Source organism: Sphingobium sp. IP1 (assembly GCF_002708645.1).
Classification (GTDB): domain Bacteria; phylum Pseudomonadota; class Alphaproteobacteria; order Sphingomonadales; family Sphingomonadaceae; genus Sphingobium; species Sphingobium yanoikuyae.
The window spans coordinates 1-19,005 of record NZ_NOIW01000102.1; the positions used below are offsets into that span (position 1 = coordinate 1).

Here is a 19,005-nt window from a genome sequence, read left to right on the forward strand (position 1 = left end):
CACGACCCCCGCGCCGAACCCGGCGCGGGGACCTTTCATGCTGTGTCGAAAACGCCGTTGCCGGTTTCGACACTCCCGGCCCGGTATCCCGCCCGCCATCCTCGATATCGCGAACCCATCGCCATGGGTCGCTTTATTGAAAGGATGGCTCATCATGGACGACGACGACCAGATCGCCCGGGCGACCCGCGCCAAGCGCGGCTCGCCCTTCCTGAATACCGAGCAGGCGGCGGCCTATCTCAAGATTTCCGGGCTGCTGCTGCGGCGGATGCGACGCCTCGGCACGGGGCCGGTATTCCGCCGCCATTGCCGCTACGTCCAATATCATATCGACGATCTCGATGCCTGGTCGCGCGAACAGAGTGCGCGGGGCATTTCCAAATGAGCGGCCGTCGCAGTCGCTTCAAGGACGCGCCGCTGCTCGCCTGGGGCGAGACGCTTCGCCTGCGCAAGGAAGTGCAGCGCCGCCGCCGCTGGCGCTTCTTCCTCGTCGGCCTGGGCGCGGGTCTGGTACTCGGCTCGGCGATGCTTCCGCCAACACCGCGCCTGCTCTGGAATGCCAGCGCGAGCGCCCCGATCGGGCTCTACCAAGTCAGTCCCGGCGCGCCCGTCATGACAGGCGACATGGTGGTGGCGCGCCTGCCCGAACCCTTCCGGGCGCTCGCTGCGGCCCGGCGCTATCTCCCCCACAATGTCCCGCTCGTGAAGCGTGTCGCGGCCGAGGCCGGCGACGAGGTTTGCGCGCTCGGCGACCAAGTCTTCGTCAATGGACGGCCGGTAGCAAGGCGCAAGAAATTCGATGCCATGGGGCGGGTCATGCCGTCGTGGCATGGCTGTCGCATGCTCCGGCGGCAGCAACTCTTCCTGCTGATGGACAGTGCCGATTCGTTCGACGGGCGCTATGTCGGGGTGAGCGAGGGCACGGATCTCGTCGGCAAGGCGCAGCTGCTATGGCGCCGCTGAGATTGACGGTCGCCGCCCTCGCATTCGCCGCGCCGGTGCCGATATCGGCCCAGTCCACTGGTCCGTCATCGGCCGGGCAGCCTGCATCGACGGTGTCCACATGGCGGCCCTACATAGGCGAGGCATCGCTGCGCTTCGGCGTGCCGGTCGCCTGGATCGAGCGCGTGATGCAGGCCGAGAGCCGGGGCCGCACCGTCCAGGACGGGCGGCCGATCCGTTCGTCGGCAGGGGCCATCGGACTGATGCAGGTCATGCCCGGGACCTGGTTGGACATCCGCGCGCGGCTCGGCCTTGGCGTCGATCCGGACGACCCGCGCGACAATATCCTCGCGGGCACCTTCTACCTCCGATTGATGTACGACCGCTTCGGTTATCCGGGGCTCTTCGCGGCCTATAATGCGGGGCCGGCGCGCTATGCAGACTATCTCGCAGGTCGCGCTAGCCTTCCGCGCGAGACCGTCGGCTATCTTGCCAGCGTCGCGCCGGACACACAGGAAAGCGACCGGGTGCCCGCAACGGCGCGGCCGGTGGAGGGACTCTTCGCCGTCCGAAAGATACCGGCATCGCCGCCTTCCGATAGACTTGATGCGCAGCCCAAGGGGTCACTCTTTGTCGCCCTGTCGCAGGAGCAATGACGTGAGGTCGCGTGCCCGCGAGAGGGAGGAAGCTCGTCTCGATAGGCCGAGTGTGACGGCTGGCGCAGCGGCTATCAAGGCCCGCGGGTACCCCCCGATCTGCTGCGCAAATCGGTTCCCCCCACGTCCGCTTCGCGGCTCTTCGCTTCGCTCATCGGCCCTGACAGCCGCTGCGCCAGCCGTCCTCGAAACGCCGTTCTCGATGATGGGAACGAGAGCGAAGGAGGTCATTATGGGCATGGTTCAGCACATCGAAACGGCGTTTCCCGGATGCAATGACAAGGCCGTGTCGGCGCTGGTCGCAGGGCTGGAGCGGGAGTACGGGCGCGGCGCGGCGGAAGGTCTGGCGCGTCAGTTCCTGGAGGCCGAAGAGGTTGATTTCCGGTGGGATGCACGGAGCGAGGAGCGCTGGCTGGGCCTCTATGAGGACCCCGATGAAGCAGAATTTGAACTGGACCGGGTCGCCATCTGTGGCTGCCTTGATGGGGCGTGGTTCACTGCCATCATGCTCGTGGATGGCGACGGGAATGCCCATGGCATGACCGGGTGCCGTGTCGCCCCGGATCGAACGGAGGCGCGCGACGGGATGCTCCATGCGCACTGACCAGCGAAGAGCTCGGGTGGAGAGGCGTCGTTGGTTCGGCGTCGTCTCTCCCCCTTTTTTGAGGCGGAAGGAAATGGGAGAAGGGAGAAACGGGAAACAAGATAAAGGCAGTGTCTCGCGCCCCCTGCCAAGCATTTGTCTGCACATCCTTTTTTCACGAGACAGACGATTGCAGCCGCGAGACGGCCAGAGCAGGAATGGCCGAAATCAGCCATTTCCTGCTAGAAATCGCGAGACTGAGGTACTTCACGATGTCTGACGACGATTTCACCCCCAAATTCGGCAGCCAGCGCGGCAAGGATGGCAAGAAGGTCCTCAAATATGGCGGCCGCATCCGCGCTGCGGCACGCCTTGCCGGCACGAAGACCGGAGTCCGTACGCGACGGTTCGACGGCAGTCGGATCGGGCGCGGCGCGAGCATGGGGCGATTGCTGTCGAGCCGCGACCGGCTCGCGGGCTTTCGCGGGCGCCGTGCCGTGGTGAAGGCGAGCCTGATCCGCCTGGATGGCAAGGGCGGCCAAGCCGCCCGCGCGCACATGCGCTACATCCAGCGCGACGGGGTGACGCGCGAGGGCTTGCCGGGCGAACTCTACGGTCCCGAGGCCGACCGCGCAGATGGCGGTGATTTCCTCAAGCGGACCGCCGGCGACCGCCATCAGTTTCGCTTCATCGTATCGGCCGAGGACGGCGCGGAATATCCCGACCTCAAGCCCTATGTCCGGCGACTGATGACCCAGGTCGAGCAGGACCTCGGCACGAAGCTGGACTGGGTCGCGGTCGACCACTTCAATACCGAGCGTCCGCATACCCACATCGTGCTGCGCGGCGTCGATGACCGGGGCGACAATCTGGTCATCGCGCGGGAGTATATCTCGCACGGGCTTCGCGAGCGCGCCTCGGAGCTTGTGACGCTCGACCTTGGTCCTCGTACCGACCGTGAGATCGAGGCGCGCCTGCGCCATGATGTCGACCAGGAACGGCTGACCGCGATCGACCGCCGGCTGGTCCGCCGCATGGACGTCGACCGAACGGTGTCGCCGGCCGACAATGATCCCTTCCAGCAATCGGTCGCGGCGGGACGGCTGCGCAAGCTCAAGGCGATGGGTCTGGCCGACGATGTTGGTGGCGGACGCTACAGGCTTGCCGAGGGGCTGGAGGAAACGCTCCGCCGGATGGGGGAGCGCGGCGACATCATCCGCCTCATGCAGCGAGAACTGACCGCCCGCAGGCTTGACCGTGCTGGCGTCGAGCAGGTCGTGTCCAATGACCTTCGAGAACCGATCGTCGGACGGGTGATCCAGCGTGGCTTTTCCGATGAGCACCGCGACCGGCACTACCTGATGATCGACGGGATCGATGGCCGGGTCCATTATGTCGATACAGGCCGGGGCGATGCCACGCCATCGGTTCCCGAAGGATCGACGGTACGGGTCGCGCCGTCGCGGATCGAGGCGACCCAGGCTGATCGCACCGTCGATGCGGTCGCCCGCGCCAATGGCGGGCGCTACTCGATCGATCTGCACCTGGCGCACGATCCGGGCGCCAGCGAGGCGTTCGCAACCAGCCATGTCCGGCGGCTCGAGGCGATGCGGCGCGCGGGCACCGGACCCGAGCGCCTCGCTGATGGAAGCTGGACGATTACCGACGATCATCTCGCTCGGGCCGATGCCTATGCCAGAGCCCAGCAGCGCGACCGGCCAGTCACGCTGAAATTGCTGTCGCGGTCCCCGGTCGACGAACTGGCAGTCAAGGAAGCGCCGACCTGGCTTGATAGTGCGCTTGCCGAGGGTGGTCATGGCGCCATGCGCGACGTGGGATATGGACGGGAGGTGCAGAACGCGCTCGCGGCGCGGCGGCAGTGGCTGGTCGAGCAGCAACTGGCGGACGAAGAGCAGCCCGGGTTTCGCTACCGGGGCGGCGCGCTGGACACACTGCGGAGACGTGAATTGCAGCATGCCGGCGAGCGGCTCGGCGACGAAATCGGGAAACGGTTCGAACCCGCGCGGATCGGTGAGAGGATCGAGGGAAAGATCGCCCGTCGGGTCGATCTGGAAAGTGGAAGTTTCGCTGTTGTCGAGCGATCGCGGGACTTCACGTTGGTGCCGTGGCGCGACGTGCTCGAGCGCAGTGTCGGAAAAGCGGCATTGGGTATCATGCACGCCGACGGCATCAACTGGCAGCTTAGCCGCGGACGATCTGGCCCAACTATTGGATAAAGGAGGTAAGCTACATAGTTTACGCGCCAACTTCATTTTTAGGAATGTTGCAGCATCCGGTTCGCTGACGGGCGACATGATCTACATAATCTATGCGGACACGATTCGATAATTCGCCTTTCGTGGGGATATGCAAGCAATAGACGTAGCCAGGATGTCTGCTACGCTAGGTCAGCAAATCAGACTCGCCGCATTCAAGCAGCTGGAAAAGGCCGGCCAGGACGGCATCGCGTTTGGCGACATTTCCCGCGAATTAGAGGTGCGACCTAACACGCTTTCAAACCACCAATCGATCTTCGTGAACCGGGCCTTGCAACTTCGGGAGGAAGCGACCGCTCAGTTATTTATCGTATCGCACTAGGTTCCTTGAAGGCGTTGACGTGCGGCTAGCCGCCGTAGATGAGACGGGAATCGTTGATCTCAACGCGCTCGAAGCCTTGCTCGGAGACGGCGTCGATCTAGCCTCCGTCATGGCGGTCAACTACGACGTGAGAACGGTCCAGCCGATCGCCGACATCGCGACGACGCTCGCCCAGGGGCTTGATGGTCTGTATCACTGCGATGCCACCCAGGCAGTAGGGAGCATCCCGCCGCGGATCGGTCGCGACTTCGACCTGGCCACTGTGTCGGCGCACAAGGTCTACGGTCCACAGGGCATCGGCGCGATCCTTGCGACAGCACAATTGTTCTTGTTTCTTCCTTCTATAACGGTCGTTGATCTACAGCTCCCAATTCCGGACCGCGTACTCGGCATTCCAAACCAGCGTTCGACCATTCGTCCTTTCGGCATCAGCGCTTGGATGGAGTGTCGCCGGCTCCCCCTGTGCCGGACGCGATCTTGCTGCCGCGTCGCGTGTCCTTCCTACGCGGACTGATGAGACGGCAGCCAAAGGCCATATAAAAATTGCTGCGGCGCGAAATGGAAGTTACGGCTGGCGCATCGCGGAAAAACGGGGCCGCTACATTGTGGCTTGTCGCAGTTCCTGCATAGCATTGTGCAAACATCCCGGCGATCGCGGGGCATGCAAAAGGTTGAGCGGACATTATGGCGAAGGCGAATCCTGCCGATTCTGAAATCCTCATCACGCCCGTCATTTTGGCGGGCGGTTCCGGAACGCGGCTCTGGCCGCTGTCCCGCAAATCCTATCCCAAACAATTCGTGCCGTTGCTGGGCGCGGGGACCTTGTTTCAGGACGCGGCCCGACGCCTGTCCGGCGCGACCGACGCCTTCCGCTTCGCCAGGCCGATGGTGCTGACCAATTCGCTGTTCCGTTTCATCATCGCCGAGCAGCTGGCGCAGGAAGGCATCGACCCCGAAGCCATCCTGATCGAGCCGGAGGGCCGCAACACCGCGCCGGCCATCCTGGCGGCCGCCCTGCACCTGGCCTCGAAACAGCCCGATGCGGTCCTGCTCGTCGCGCCGTCCGATCATGTCATCACCGACGCCGCGGCCTTCCGCGAGGCGGTGGGCAAGGGGCTGGCGGCGACGGCGAAGGGTGATCTGGTCACCTTCGGCATCCAGCCCACGCGGCCGGAAACCGGCTATGGCTATCTGGAGATCGCCGATCGGCCGGACGGATCGGGCCAACCGATCAAGCTGGCGAGCTTCGTCGAAAAGCCCAATGCCCAACGTGCGGCGGAGATGCTGGCGACGGGCAATTATCTGTGGAATGCGGGCATCTTCCTGTTCGCCGCCCGCGACATCATCGCCGCCTTCCAGCGCCACGCCCCCACCATGTTCGCGTCGGTGCAGCAAGCGGTGGAGCAGGCGGAATCCGACCTCGGCTTCCTGCGCCTGGCCGAAGAACCATGGAGCCGGGCGGACAATCTGGCGATCGACTATGCGATCATGGAACGGGCCGACAATCTGTCGGTCGTGCCCTATGATGCGGGCTGGTCGGACCTGGGCGACTGGGATTCGGTGTGGAGCCATATGCAGCCCGATGCGGACGGCGTCGCCCTGTCGGGCGCGGCGACGGCGCTGGATTGCCGCAACGTGCTGCTGCGTTCGGAGACCGAGGGGCTGGAGATTGTCGGCCTCGGCCTCGACAATATCGTCGCCGTGGCGATGAACGACGCCGTGCTGATCGCCGACAAGTCCCGCACCCAGGATGTGAAGAAGGTGGTCGAGGCGCTCCAGCGCAAGGGCGCGGTACAGGCCGAAACCTTCCCCAAGGATCACCGCCCATGGGGCTGGTATGAAAGTCTGCTGGTCGGCGGCCGCTTCCAAGTGAAGCGGATCACCGTGCTGCCGGGCGCATCACTCAGCCTGCAAAGCCATTTTCATCGCTCCGAACATTGGATCGTGGTCGAAGGCACGGCCCGGGTGACCCTGGACGCCGAAGTTTCGCTTTTGACGGAAAACCAGTCCATCTACATCCCCGTAGGCGCCCAGCACCGGATCGAAAATCCGGGCCGAATCCCCATGGTGTTTATCGAGGTGCAGACCGGCCCCTATGTCGGCGAGGATGATATCGTGCGTTATGAAGACCGCTACGCGCGGGGATAGGGCGGAACGGGCGTGCGCCTCATGGTCAGCAGCGCGAGCGCGGAGCTGTTCGACCCGGACGATGGCCGGGTGCTTAAGCTGTTCCGCGACAGCGTGTCAGATGAGATGATCGCCCGGGAAGCGGTTCCATCGGCCCATGCTGCTTCGTGCCGGTCGCCGCCGCGATCGGTCACGATGATCGCGAAGGGCGCCGGGACATCGCCCATCCTCGGCTGAAAGGTGAGACGCTAATTGACTGGATACGCAGCAACCCAATGCGCGCCGCCTTGGCGCTGGAAAAGATGGCAGGGTTGCTACGCCCCTTTAAACAGGTTCTGGCCACTGAGATCGCCGATGGCTACGCGCCTGCGGCAACGCAGCGCGCCGCGATCGCCAATCTTGAAAGCCTACCCGAAGGCACGGCAGTGACCGATGCGATTTTCACCTGGGCAGTGTGATGATGAACCCGGCGGGGATAATAGCCATCGACTGGTCTAAGGCAGAATCTGGCCATAGCGCGACCGACGCGGTGCGATCCGAAATACCGATGTGCTTCAATATTGGCCCCGACGACCGGATGATCGATTTTTAGCGCAACTGAGCAGCGCAGCGGTTGCGCCGCAGCTATCTGGCGTCGGCACCCGTCACCGCGCAGGAGATCAACCAGTGTCCGCCGTCGGTGGCCCTGGCCTGACTGCACGCACGCGACGCGGCTCTCACCCGGGCCTTTCGCCGCTATCTCGATCGCGCACTGGCGCAAGCGGGGATTTCGAGCGGCGGCTGAACGGAGCCAATCCCAGGCCTCCAATGTCTAGTAGCGCGTCGTCCCCTATTGGCCCACACGACTTTACTAGCCATGCGACCCTTTGGCCGATGATGCGTTTGGGACGCGGGGAAGGAAGGAGAGACCCTTGTCGAATATGTTAATCGGCATTACCATCATCATTGCAGCTCTTGTCGACTTGCTACTTATCGTCACCGGGCCGGGCGAGGTGAAGGGCGCAGCCCCGGCGCAACAGCGCGTCGTCAAAGCCATATCTAAGTCTCGTTCCTCGCTCGCCGGCCGCATCAACGTGCTTGATCATGGCGTGAAGGGCATCGGCTGCTCTCATGACGATGCGCCAGCCATACGGCTCATTTTTTCCGGCAGGATTGAAGGAAAGACGATTTTCTTTCCACCGGGACGCATTTATTGCTTCAAGACTAATATCCCACCTGGCTATCCAGCCTTCAATCGCACGAGTGTCCTTGTATCGCAAAAATCAAAATTCAACGTGATTGCGACTGGCGCAACATTCATCACGCATCACTCGATTCCGCTCACAACTACCTTCACCTTTGATCGCGCATCAGACTGGAGTTGGAAAGGCGGCAGCTTCATCGGCAGTCGAGCGGGATTGTCGCCAAGCGCGGAAAATGTAGCGATCGGACTTGCCAATGTGGAGCGTTTCCGGGTATCAGACGCCGCCTTTACTGGCTATGGTGGCTTGGGCGCGGCTTTTGCGGGCGATTGGATCGTATCCGGCGAATTCGTGCGACTGAAGATGCAGGGGGTTGGCATCTGCTTCGACCTTGCCTTTCTCAAATCGGTCAGGATCAAGGATGTGGTTGCAAACGGCGCCGATTCTGATGGGCAATCGGGCGCGGGGCAGATGGGGGAAAAATGCTTCTCAACCATACAGGATGGTCCGCTGGCATCGCATAATCGCACGAGTATCGCCTTCCGCCAGACAAAGGATGTCACGGTGGAAAATCTGGACGCCTCCAATTTCAGGACTGGCGTGGCCGTCGCATCGGGCAAAGGCTATCGCTTCATCAACAATAACATTCACGACAATCCGGGTGGTGTAACGCCCGGCGTCGGCTATTATTTCTACTATATAAACGGCGGCAAATTCTCGTCCGCCGGCGCGCCGGTCAGCGATGTGGAGATCATCGGCGGCAAAGTGTCCAACAACGGCCCGCGATCGAACGGCTTCGGCGTGCTGATCGACGCCGATACGATCGCCAATGGCGACAGGATGCAGGATTTTTCGGTAAGTTCCGTCACCTTTTCCAATCGCACTAATATTCGTACCGTCGGCGCACGCCTGACCGGGGTCGGCCTGTCGAAAAACAGCTTCGACGGGGCGCTGCAATCAAGCCCCTGAAAATCCCGATCGCCCAAAATCCCGATCCGGCGGTGCGACCGATCGCACGCAAAGGCGTCCGGGCCGACGAACGGACTTTCCTTTTGCCGCCCGACCAAGCATGTCCCTGTTTATGACCCAATCCATTTCCATCGCCGACCTGATGACCCAGTCCGGCGTCGCCTTCGGCACCAGCGGCGCGCGCGGGCTGGTCAGCGCGATGACCGACCGGGTCTGCTTCGCCTACACCTGCGCCTTTCTTCAGCATCTGGCGACGATCGGCCAATTCTCCCCCGGCCGCGCCGTGGCGATCGCGGGCGACCTGCGCCCGTCCACGCCGCGCATCATGGCGGCATGCGCCGCGGCGATCCGCCATATGGGTGGGCTGGTCGATGACTGCGGCTTTGTCCCCTCGCCCGCCGTTGCCGCCCACGGCTTTGCGAAGGACATTCCTTCGCTGATGGTGACGGGCAGCCATATTCCCGACGACCGCAACGGCATCAAGTTCAACCGCACCGATGGCGAGGTGCTGAAGCCCGACGAGCTGGCGATACGCGCGCAAAGCGTGGCCTTGCCCGACCTGTTCGACGGGGAAGGGATGCTCAGGGACGCGCAGCCCGCCGAAGCGCCGGTCGATGCCGCCACCGCCTATATCGCGCGCTATATCGACTATTTCGGATCACAAGCCCTCAGCAGCATGACGCTGGGCGTCTACGAACATTCGGCGGTCGGTCGCGACATCCTTGTCGCGCTGGTCGAGGCGCTGGGCGGCAAGGCGGTTCGTCTCGGCCGGTCCGACCGCTTCATCCCCGTCGATACCGAAGCGGTGCGCCCCAAAGACCAGGCGCTGGCCCGGCGATGGGCGGGCGAACTGGGGCTGGACGCGATTCTGTCGACTGATGGGGATAGCGATCGACCGTTGCTGGCTGACGAAACCGGCGCCTGGATGCGCGGCGACGTGCTGGGCATATTATGCGCCCGCACACTGGGCCTCCGCGCAGTAGCGACGCCGATCAGTTGCAACAGTGCGGTCGAACTGTCGGGCCTGTTCGATGCGGTCCGCCGCACCCGCATCGGGTCGCCCTTTGTCATCGAGGCTATGAACGCACTGGTCGACGAAGGATTTGGAACGGTTTGCGGCTACGAGGCCAATGGCGGCTTCCTGCTGGCGACAGCGGTGGAGACGGCTGAGCGCATCCTACCTGCCCTTCCCACCCGCGACGCGGTGTTGCCGATCCTGTCGGTGCTGGTCGACGCACGTCGGCGTGGGGTGACGCTTTCCGCGCTCCAGGCCCAGTTACCGGCGCGCTATACTTGCAGCGAGCGGCTGCAAAATTATCCCACGGCACAGAGCCAGGCGCTGATCGCCCATCTGGAGCAAGGCCCGGAAATCCATATTCTGGCCCGGCTGTCGGCCATGTTCGGCGCTCTGTCCGGGCCTGCGAACGGGATTGACCGGACGGATGGCCTGCGTATCCATTTCGCAAATGGCGACATCATCCATCTGCGACCCAGCGGCAATGCCCCGGAACTGCGCTGCTACACCGAAAGCGATAATCCAGAACGGGCGGCGATACTCAACGAATACAGCCTGTCGCTGGTGCGGGACTATAAGGTCCCGGGGACCACCTGACCAAACTGTGTCAGGCGGTCCACCGTTCGATCATTCCGCCAATATGCCGCGCAGATAGCGGCCATAGTCAGACTTGCCAAGCTTGGCGATCGCCTGTTCCAGTTGCGGACCGTCAATAAAGCCCTGGCGGAATGCGATTTCCTCCGGGCTGGCGATCTTGAAGCCTTGACGCTTTTCCAGAACGCGGACGAAATCGGCTGCGTCGAGCAGACTGTCGGGCGTGCCGGTATCGAGCCAGGCATAGCCCCGGCCCATGATTTCGACGTTCAGTTCGCCGCGTTCCAGATAAATGCGGTTGACGTCGGTTATCTCCAATTCGCCGCGCGACGAAGGCTTCAGATCGGCGGCGATGTCGACCACCTGTTCGTCATAGAAGTAAAGGCCGGTCACTGCCCAGTTGGACTGCGGTTTTTCCGGCTTTTCCTCAATCGTGATCGCCTTCATGCCCTGATCGAAACTGACCACGCCATAGCGTTCGGGATCGTTGACATGATAGGCGAAGACGCTGGCGCCGCTGGTGCGTGAGGATGCGCTGGACAGTATTTCCGGCAGGCCGTGCCCATGATAGATATTGTCGCCCAGTATCAGCGCTGACTGCTGTCCAGCGACAAAATCGGCGCCGATGATATAGGCCTGCGCGAGCCCGTCCGGGCTGGGCTGCTCAGCATAGTCGATCGTTATGCCCCAGGCCGACCCGTCGCCCAGCATCGAACGGAAAGCGGGCAAGTCGCGCGGAGTGGAAATGATGAGCACTTCGCGGATGCCCGCAAGCATTAGTGTACTGAGCGGATAATAGATCATCGGCTTGTCATAGACCGGCATGAGCTGCTTCGACGTCGATAGCGTCATCGGATAGAGGCGCGTGCCGCTACCCCCGGCGAGAATAATACCCTTCATGCGTCGTCTTTCCTCTTGAATTCGGTTCAGCTTTGGGTTGGTTGCAGGCGATCCATCACCCCGTCCAGCGAACTGCGCCAGTCCGGCAGGACCACTCCATGGACCTGCGCAATCAGGCCGCAGTCAAGCCGCGAGTTGGCGGGTCGGACGGCGGGCGTGGGATAGTCGGCCGTACTAATCCGACGCACCAGCGCTGATGGTCCGCCGCGTGCGGCCGATGTGGCGAAGATGGCTTCGGCGAAGTCGGCCCAGCTTCCTTCGCCCTGCGCTGTCATGTGAAATATGCCGCGCAGTGACGTGGCGCTGTCCGCCACCAGATTGGCGGCCACCTGAAGGATACCGTCTGCAATCGCCAGCGCGCTGGTCGGGTTGCCGACCTGATCGGCGACCACCGACACTTCGTCCCGATCGCCGGCCAAGCGCAGCATGGTCTTGACGAAATTGGCGCCGAACGGACTGTAGACCCAGGCAACGCGCAACACCGCGCTATTGTCGCCATGCTCCGCCAGCACGGCCTGCTCGCCCGCCAGCTTGGACGCGCCATACACGCCGGTGGGGCCGGTGGGATCGCTTTCGACATAGGGGCGGTCGCCCTTGCCATCGAAGACATAGTCAGTCGAGATATGGATCAGCGGCACGCCCAGCGCGCTGGCCGCCTGGGCCACCGCACCCGCGCCCGCGCCGTTAACGGCGAAGGCGATATCACTCTCGCCTTCCGCCTTGTCCACCGCCGTGTAGGCGGCGGCGGACACGATCGCGTCGGGGGCGATCGCTTCCAGCGCTCGGGCGACCGAAGCGGGATCGGCGAGGTCCAGGTCCGGACGGCCGATCGCGACAATGTCATGCCCTGCGGCCGCGCCACGTTCGACCAAGCTGGAGACAACCTGTCCCGCCGTTCCCGTGACGGCTATCTTCATGCAGGCACCTTGGCTTCCGTAAGGCCCAGGCGCTGCCCGTCATACTGGTCGCGCAGCGGGCGCCACCACCATTCATTGTCCAGATACCAGCGCACCGTCTTTTCGATCCCGCTGTCGAAATTCTCCTGTGCGCGCCAGCCCAGTTCGGTTTCCAGCTTAGTCGCGTCGATCGCATAGCGCGCGTCATGGCCGGGGCGATCTGTCACATATTCGATCAGGTCGGCGCGCGGGCTGTCGGTCGGGACCAGCGCATCCAGCACCGAACAGATGCGGAGCACCACGTCGATATTCTTACGCTCGTTGCGGCCGCCGACATTGTAGGTTTCGCCCGGCTCGCCCTTTTCGATGATAAGGTCGAGCGCGCGGGCGTGATCGTCAACATAAAGCCAGTCGCGGATATTCTCGCCCTTGCCGTAGACCGGCAGCTTGCGCCCCGCCAGCGCGTTGAGAATGGTCAGCGGGATCAGCTTTTCGGGGAAGTGGTAGGGGCCGTAATTGTTCGAGCAGTTCGACACGACAACCGGCAGGCCATAGGTGCGCTGCCAAGCCTTGGCGAGATGGTCGGACGCGGCCTTGGACGCCGAATAGGGCGAACTGGGATCATAGGGCGTCACTTCCTCGAACAGCCCTTCCTCGCCCAGCGAGCCATAGACTTCGTCGGTGGACACGTGGAGGAAGCGGAACGCCGCCTTGGCGTCGCCTTCCAGCCCGTTCCAATAGGCGCGCGCCGCCTCCAGCAGGGTGAAGCTGCCCACGACATTGGTCTGGATGAAATCGGCAGCGCCGGTGATCGAACGATCGACATGGCTTTCTGCGGCCAGATGCATGATCCTGTCAGGCTGAAAGCCGGCAATGGCCGCGTCCATGGCGGCGCGGTTGCAGATATTGGCATGCAGAAACTGGTGGTTGTTTTTATCTTCTACCGCCTTGAGCGACGCTTCGCACCCGGCATAGGTCAGTGCGTCGATGGTCAGGACATCATAGCCCTTTTCCAGCACCAGATAGCGGACAAGGGCGGAGCCGATGAAGCCGGCGCCGCCGGTAACGATCACGCGCATGGATTTAAACACTCCCAATCGAATTTGGCCAAGTAAAATAGGCGGGAAGGTTGGACAGAAGCGGCTGCTTGCGGTCTTTGGGCGAAAGGGTGTCGGCGTCCGCGACCTCGGGCCAAGCGATGCCGATCGCCGGGTCGTCCCAGGCTAGGCCCTTATCGCATTCCGCGCTGTAATAGCCCGTCACCTTGTAGCTGATAACGGTATTTGGTTCGAGCGAGCAGAAGCCGTGGGCGAAGCCCGGAGGCACCCAGAGCTGCTTGCCGTTGTCCGGGCTCAGCGTTTCGCCGATCCATTGACCATAGGTAGGAGAACCTTGGCGGATGTCGACGGCAACGTCGAACAGCGCACCCGCGGTGCAGCGCACCAGCTTGCCCTGGACATGCGGCTCGCTCTGAAAATGCAGGCCGCGGATCGTGCCGACCCGGGCGCTGCGGGATTCATTGTCCTGCACGAAGCCATGGTCGCCGACGTAGCTGGCGAACAGATCGGCTCGGAAGACTTCCGCGAAATAACCGCGCTCGTCGCCGATGTGACGGGGAATCAAAAGTTTGACGCCGGCAATATCGTAGGTCTGGACTTCCACATTACCCCCTTGAAGAAAGCGGCATTTCCTATCATCAATTATTGCTGTTCTGGATCACCGACACGGCGCTTGTAACTGTCAGAACAGGCGAGAAGAGCTGGCTGATGAGCTGGACGAGCTTGCTAGGTTGATTAGCCGCTGCATTGCCGAAGTAAAGGACATCCTTGTCCTGCATAATAAACTTCTGGGCGACAAAATAAGAACCCGTTTGCATCATGTTGAGATGGTAGACGATCGGCACTTCCTTGCCCTGTTCGTCCCGCACATAGCGGAACAGGAAAATCGCGGCGGGATCGCCAAGGTTGGGATTGACGCCGCCGGCGGTCGCCACCGCTTCTGCCAGCGACACCGATGAACGGCGGAAGGGTACCTGTTCGACCTTGCCCGACGCGCCCAGGATTGAATAGGTTCGCGGATCGTCCACCAGCATTAGCCGGTCGCCCGGATGAATGCGCACGTCGAGCGCCGGATTTTCGACTAAATCGTTGACGCGAACGTCCACACGGGTTGTGCCGCGCATTATGCGCACCATCAGATCCTTGGAACTGCCGCGATAGCCACCGGCCAGTGCAATCACGTCGGATAGGCTCTCACGATTGGTCTGAAGCACGAGCCTGCCCGGTTTGGCCACTTCCCCGCCGATGATGATCGAATTCGTGATCGTCTGATTCAGTGTGACCAGAACTTGCGGATTCTGCGATAGGCGACGCAACGCATTACGAATGGTCGCCTCGATCTCCCCCGTTGTCAGCCCCCCGACGTGCAGTGTGCCGGCATAGGGAATGGCGATTTCGCCAAGATCGTCGATGCGCGCGGGCGGCAACTTCTGCACCTGGACGCCGGGCGTCGCCATCTGGCTTGCTGGGCCCGAAGCTGCACCGCTTGCGAACAGGGTGACGCCCGCTTCGTAGATACTGATGTCCAGCACGTCGCCGGGGCCGACCATGTCTGTCGGGGTCGGCGCGAGATCTGGCAGGAGCGCCGCAAGCGCCGTCGCATCGCCGGCGGAAACGGGTATGTCGCCCACCGCGAGAATCTCGACCAGTTGAATAGGCGCGCTATCCTTGGGGGCGGTCGCCGTCTTCTCGATCTGACTGCCGGTCGGACCGCTGGACGGCAGCGTCGCGCAGCCTGCGAGTCCTGCAAGCAGGGTGAGATGTAGGCTGTTCTTAACTTGCATCTATGATGATCTCGAAAGGTTGGGGCGGGTCAGTGGACGCCTTAGCATCGTGATCGAAGAATGGACAATAGTTCCTCTCGCACATGCACCATCCGCTTCTGCTTGGCCTTGCGCCTTCGCCTAGGTTGGCCTAGCGAAGAAAGCTTAGGTCGGCATGAGGCACTGCACAGATTTATGAACGTCAACCCCTCGTTCTCCGTCGAGGCCGATCCGTCGGTCCAGCGTTCCGCCTGGGCGCGATGGCTGAAAAAACGGCGCTGGTTCCTGCTGTTTGTGGTCACCCCTACCTTGCTGGCAACGCTTTATTACGGCCTGATCGCATCCGACGTCTACATCTCGGAATCGCGATTCGTCATCAAGAGCCCGGACCAGAAGCGGTCCCAGATGTCGACGCTGGCGAACCTGGTGCAGACGACCGGCCTGTCGGGCGGCCAAGAACAGGCGAACGAGGTGTTGACCTATGTCCGGTCGCGCGACGCTCTCAAGGCGCTGGAACGCAATATCGCCGTCCGCGACAAGTTCGCCACCGGCCAGGCCGATCTCTTGTCCCGTTTCCCGCAGCCTCTTTCCGACGGCGGCTTTGAAAGCCTGTTCCGCTACTATGGCAAGATGGTCGAGGCGCGGATGGATGCCGAGAACGGAACAGCCATCATCAAGGTCAAGGCCTTCGCGCCGCAGGACGCCTATATAATCAACCACGAACTGCTTGATCTGAGCGAAGGCCTGGTCAACCGGCTAAATGGCCGCGCGCAGAACAAGGGCATTGCCGAAGCGCAGAAGCAGGTTGACCAAGCAACGCAGCGAGCAAAGGCGGCGCGGGTTGCGCTGGGGCAATATCGCAACGCTCAGGGACTGATCGACCCAAGCAAGCAGGCCGTCGGCGTTCTGGAGATCGCCAACACCATGATCGGCGAGCGCGCGGCGCTCCAGGCGCAGCTCGACCTGATGCAGCGCTTAGCACCCGGTAACCCATCCATCCCAGCGCTGCGCAACAGGATCAACGCAATTTCTATGCAGATCGCCTCTCAGGACGGCCGCGTTGTGGGTAATGACAACGGAATCGCTTCCAAACTAGGGGGTTATGAAAGTCTGTTGGTCGAACAGGAATTCGCGACCCAGAGCCTAAATGCGGCCAACGCTGCGCTGGTGCAGGCCCGCGCCGATGCGCAGCGACAGCAATTCTACCTCGAACGTGTGGTCGATCCCAACACGCCCGACACGCCGTTGTTGCCTAAGCGGTTGATCAATATTCTGATCGTCGCAGCGGCGGCGCTGTGCCTCTACTTTATCGCATGGATGTTTACAGTCGGCGTTCTCGAGCACGCACCGGAAGACTGACCATGGCAAATAGCAGCTTTTCCAAACTCAGCACAGGCTGGGCCATTCAAGTCCGCGTGCTCCACGCGCTGATGATTCGCGAACTGATCACTCGCTTTGGCCGGGAAAATATCGGATTCCTGTGGATTATGGCCGAACCGCTACTGTTCGCCGGACTTGTCGGAATCCTCTGGCATTTCACCAGGGGCGCCGAAGAACATGGCATGGGGATCATTGCCTTCGTGGCGACAGGCTATATCCCGATCACCTTATTCCGTCATGGCGTATCTCGCAGCGTGGCCATTTTCACGGTCAACCAGAGCCTGCTCTATCACCGGCAGATCAAAATTGTCGACTTCATCCTCGCCAGATTCATCATTGAACTTCTCGGCGGTATGATGGCCTATCTGTTCATGGCGGTAGTGCTGATGATATTCGGTGAATTCCCGATCCCTGCCGATTTCGGACTTTTTTTGGCAGGCTGGTTTTCCTATGCGGCCTTCTGTTTTTCCCTTTGCATGGTCATCGCCCCTCTCTCCGAAGTTTCGGAAACGATGGAAAAGTTTATACCCGTGACGACCTATATTATGATCCCCTTTTCGGGCCTGTTCTACATGGTAGCCTGGATGAAGCCCAGCGTGCGCGAATTCCTGCTACTCTCCCCTTTCGTGAACGGCATGGAAATGATGCGTAAGGGCATCTGGGGCGAAACGATCACGGCCTATTATGATCCCTGGAACCCGATCATTTGCGCGGCCGTAGCCACCGCGATTGGCCTGGTTCTTTGCCGTCATGTTCGCCGGAAATTGACCGTCGAATGATTATCTGCGATAATATTTCGAAGTCTTACACCCATGCGGGTGGACGAAAGCAAGTGTTGGACAGCGTCAATCTGGTCGTTAATCCGGGTGAACGTGTAGCGCTTTTGGGGCGCAACGGCGCAGGCAAAAGTACCTTGATCAAGCTGATCGGGGGTGTGGAGATGCCAACGTCCGGCAAGATCGTTCGCACAATGTCTACATCATGGCCGCTGGGCTTCGCGGGCGGCTTTCAGGGCAGTCTGACGGGCTTCGACAATGCCCGGTTCATAGCACGAATCTACCAGCGGGATTATGCCACCGTCCGCCAATTCGTTGAGGAGTTCACGGAGCTTGGTCGACAATTGCGGATGCCGGTAAAGACCTATTCTTCCGGCATGCGCGCGCGGCTGGCTTTCGCGCTGTCGCTGGCCATCGAGTTTGACTGTTATCTCATCGACGAGATCATTCTGGTCGGCGACCAGAATTTCCAACAGAAATGCCATACGGAAATGTTTGAGAAGCGGACGGAAAGGTCCATGATAATTGCTTCACACAGCACCGAATTCATCCGGAAATATTGTGACAAAGCGATTGTCATACAGGATCGGCGCGCTACGACCTATGATGACATAGATCTTGCTCTGGACCGCTACTCCAAGCTCTAGGCCGAATCGACATTCAGGATTCACATACGAAAGATGTCTGATGCATGGGGCTCCGGGTTTAGGTACGGAGCGGCTGGAAGGGGATCAATCAGTACGAGTTAACCGAAGTGCAGCGGACGAGGATAGCCCCGTTGCTGCCTGGCAAGGCAGGCGATCCGGGCCGAACGGAATCGGACAACCGATTGTTTGTGAACCGATGTTTGTGGATTTTGCGCTAAAGTGCACAATGGTGCGGCCCACCGGAACGCTACCGTCGGTGGAAGACCGGCCATCGGCGTATTAGCCGGTGGTGCCATGAAGATGTGTAGGAGCGGGTGTTCGGCGCGCTGACCGCCGACCGTGATAACCAGTATCTGATGATCGACAGCACCATCGTCCGCGCCCATCAACAGGCTGCAACCAGAAAAGATTCCATGATGAGAGTTGGATAGCGGCCTGAGGGAGATCAGAGTCGGTTTGCTACCAACCACTCTGAAAGGATTTGCCATGTCAGCAGACCTAGTCTCGCAACCTGCCGCCATCCGAGTTGATCTTGGCGCAATTTTCGTTTCGCTGGAACTGTCGAAATCGACTTGGCTTGTGACGTCGCTGTCGCCGGGGACTGAAAAGATGTCTCGTCACTCGGTGCCCGGCGGCGATATGCCTGCGCTGCTCGCATGTCTGGTTGCCTTGCGCGACAAGGTAGAAGCTCGCGAGGGCCTGCGCTATCGAGTGATCGCTATTCAGGAAGCAGGGCTCGACGGCTTCTGGATTCACCGCTCGCTGGCGTCCGAAGATTGGGTCACCAGCTATGCCCAAGTTGAACAGTGCCGGCGGAACACGCAGGGAACGCGAGCTGGTAAGTATTTGATTTTGCTAGGCGTGGGTTTGGGGGCAAAACCGGATGTGCTAACAACATTTTGCCTGTAACTGGCCGTTTG

General features: G+C 61.5%; 18 protein-coding genes and 1 pseudogene. 14 read left to right on the forward strand and 5 right to left on the reverse strand.

Annotated elements, in window-relative coordinates:
- Window positions 1–154 precede the first annotated feature (154 nt).
- From CG471_RS24010 to CG471_RS24060, 10 genes are all read left to right on the forward strand, one after another.
- Window positions 155–385, forward strand: a complete 231-nt coding sequence (locus CG471_RS24010) for a hypothetical protein (protein ID WP_010335825.1) — start codon at window positions 155–157, stop codon at window positions 383–385.
- Window positions 382–963: a S26 family signal peptidase gene (locus tag CG471_RS24015; protein WP_099234015.1), complete on the forward strand. Its 582-nt coding sequence runs from the start codon at window positions 382–384 to the stop codon at window positions 961–963. The genes CG471_RS24010 and CG471_RS24015 overlap by 4 nt, the downstream gene beginning before the upstream one ends.
- A complete protein-coding gene (locus CG471_RS24020) occupies window positions 951–1,598 on the forward strand; it encodes a lytic transglycosylase domain-containing protein (RefSeq protein ID WP_099234016.1) in 648 nt (215 codons plus the stop codon). The genes CG471_RS24015 and CG471_RS24020 overlap by 13 nt, the downstream gene beginning before the upstream one ends.
- A 232-nt stretch (window positions 1,599–1,830) precedes the next feature.
- On the forward strand, window positions 1,831–2,202 hold the full coding sequence (locus CG471_RS24025; protein ID WP_099234031.1) for a hypothetical protein: 372 nt from the start codon (window positions 1,831–1,833) through the stop codon (window positions 2,200–2,202).
- 251 nt (window positions 2,203–2,453) lie between these two features.
- Complete coding sequence (gene rlxS / locus CG471_RS24030; protein WP_373562071.1) at window positions 2,454–4,418, forward strand: relaxase/mobilization nuclease RlxS; 1,965 nt, start codon at window positions 2,454–2,456, stop codon at window positions 4,416–4,418.
- 380 nt (window positions 4,419–4,798) lie between these two features.
- Window positions 4,799–5,293, forward strand: a complete 495-nt coding sequence (locus CG471_RS24040) for an aminotransferase class V-fold PLP-dependent enzyme (RefSeq protein ID WP_099234019.1) — start codon at window positions 4,799–4,801, stop codon at window positions 5,291–5,293.
- 170 nt (window positions 5,294–5,463) lie between these two features.
- A complete protein-coding gene (locus CG471_RS24045; RefSeq protein ID WP_099234020.1) occupies window positions 5,464–6,927 on the forward strand; it encodes a mannose-1-phosphate guanylyltransferase/mannose-6-phosphate isomerase in 1,464 nt (487 codons plus the stop codon).
- 146 nt (window positions 6,928–7,073) lie between these two features.
- Window positions 7,074–7,364, forward strand: a complete 291-nt coding sequence (locus tag CG471_RS31500) for a hypothetical protein (protein WP_257211674.1) — start codon at window positions 7,074–7,076, stop codon at window positions 7,362–7,364.
- A gap of 453 nt (window positions 7,365–7,817) precedes the next feature.
- Window positions 7,818–9,056, forward strand: a complete 1,239-nt coding sequence (locus CG471_RS30330; RefSeq protein ID WP_143560271.1) for a hypothetical protein — start codon at window positions 7,818–7,820, stop codon at window positions 9,054–9,056.
- Window positions 9,057–9,168: 112 nt separating this feature from the next.
- Window positions 9,169–10,668 carry a phosphomannomutase gene (locus CG471_RS24060; protein ID WP_180275792.1) on the forward strand — a complete coding sequence of 500 codons (1,500 nt, stop codon included), beginning with the start codon at window positions 9,169–9,171 and terminating at the stop codon, window positions 10,666–10,668.
- Between the two features lie 30 nt (window positions 10,669–10,698).
- Here CG471_RS24060 and rfbA read toward each other — a convergent pair whose 3' ends face one another.
- Genes rfbA through CG471_RS24085 form a run of 5 tightly spaced genes read right to left on the reverse strand, consistent with a single transcriptional unit; the run spans window position 10,699 to window position 15,303 of the window.
- Window positions 10,699–11,565 (reverse strand): glucose-1-phosphate thymidylyltransferase RfbA, encoded by an 867-nt coding sequence (rfbA, locus tag CG471_RS24065; protein WP_099234022.1) that lies wholly within the window; start codon window positions 11,563–11,565, stop codon window positions 10,699–10,701.
- Window positions 11,566–11,591: 26 nt separating this feature from the next.
- Window positions 11,592–12,482, reverse strand: a complete 891-nt coding sequence (gene rfbD, locus CG471_RS24070) for a dTDP-4-dehydrorhamnose reductase (protein ID WP_099234023.1) — start codon at window positions 12,480–12,482, stop codon at window positions 11,592–11,594.
- The gene (rfbB, locus tag CG471_RS24075; protein WP_099234024.1) at window positions 12,479–13,540 is read right to left on the reverse strand and encodes a dTDP-glucose 4,6-dehydratase; all 1,062 of its coding nucleotides are present in this window, start codon (window positions 13,538–13,540) and stop codon (window positions 12,479–12,481) included. The genes rfbD and rfbB overlap by 4 nt, the downstream gene beginning before the upstream one ends.
- 4 nt (window positions 13,541–13,544) lie before the next feature.
- Complete coding sequence (gene rfbC / locus CG471_RS24080) at window positions 13,545–14,123, reverse strand: dTDP-4-dehydrorhamnose 3,5-epimerase (protein ID WP_099234025.1); 579 nt, start codon at window positions 14,121–14,123, stop codon at window positions 13,545–13,547.
- A 34-nt stretch (window positions 14,124–14,157) separates the two neighbouring features.
- The gene (locus CG471_RS24085; RefSeq protein WP_099234026.1) at window positions 14,158–15,303 is read right to left on the reverse strand and encodes a polysaccharide biosynthesis/export family protein; all 1,146 of its coding nucleotides are present in this window, start codon (window positions 15,301–15,303) and stop codon (window positions 14,158–14,160) included.
- Between the two features lie 174 nt (window positions 15,304–15,477).
- On the opposite strand from CG471_RS24085, the gene CG471_RS24090 reads away from it, so the two are divergent.
- The 4 genes and pseudogenes from CG471_RS24090 to CG471_RS24105 all read left to right on the forward strand — a co-directional run.
- Window positions 15,478–16,641: a capsule biosynthesis protein gene (locus tag CG471_RS24090; protein ID WP_099234027.1), complete on the forward strand. Its 1,164-nt coding sequence runs from the start codon at window positions 15,478–15,480 to the stop codon at window positions 16,639–16,641.
- Between the two features lie 2 nt (window positions 16,642–16,643).
- The gene (locus CG471_RS24095; protein ID WP_099234028.1) at window positions 16,644–17,441 is read left to right on the forward strand and encodes an ABC transporter permease; all 798 of its coding nucleotides are present in this window, start codon (window positions 16,644–16,646) and stop codon (window positions 17,439–17,441) included.
- A complete protein-coding gene (locus tag CG471_RS24100) occupies window positions 17,438–18,085 on the forward strand; it encodes an ABC transporter ATP-binding protein (RefSeq protein ID WP_099234029.1) in 648 nt (215 codons plus the stop codon). The genes CG471_RS24095 and CG471_RS24100 overlap by 4 nt, the downstream gene beginning before the upstream one ends.
- A gap of 486 nt (window positions 18,086–18,571) precedes the next feature.
- A pseudogene (locus tag CG471_RS24105) lies at window positions 18,572–18,859 on the forward strand (IS110 family transposase); the annotation flags it as partial.
- Window positions 18,860–19,005: the final 146 nt, after the last annotated feature.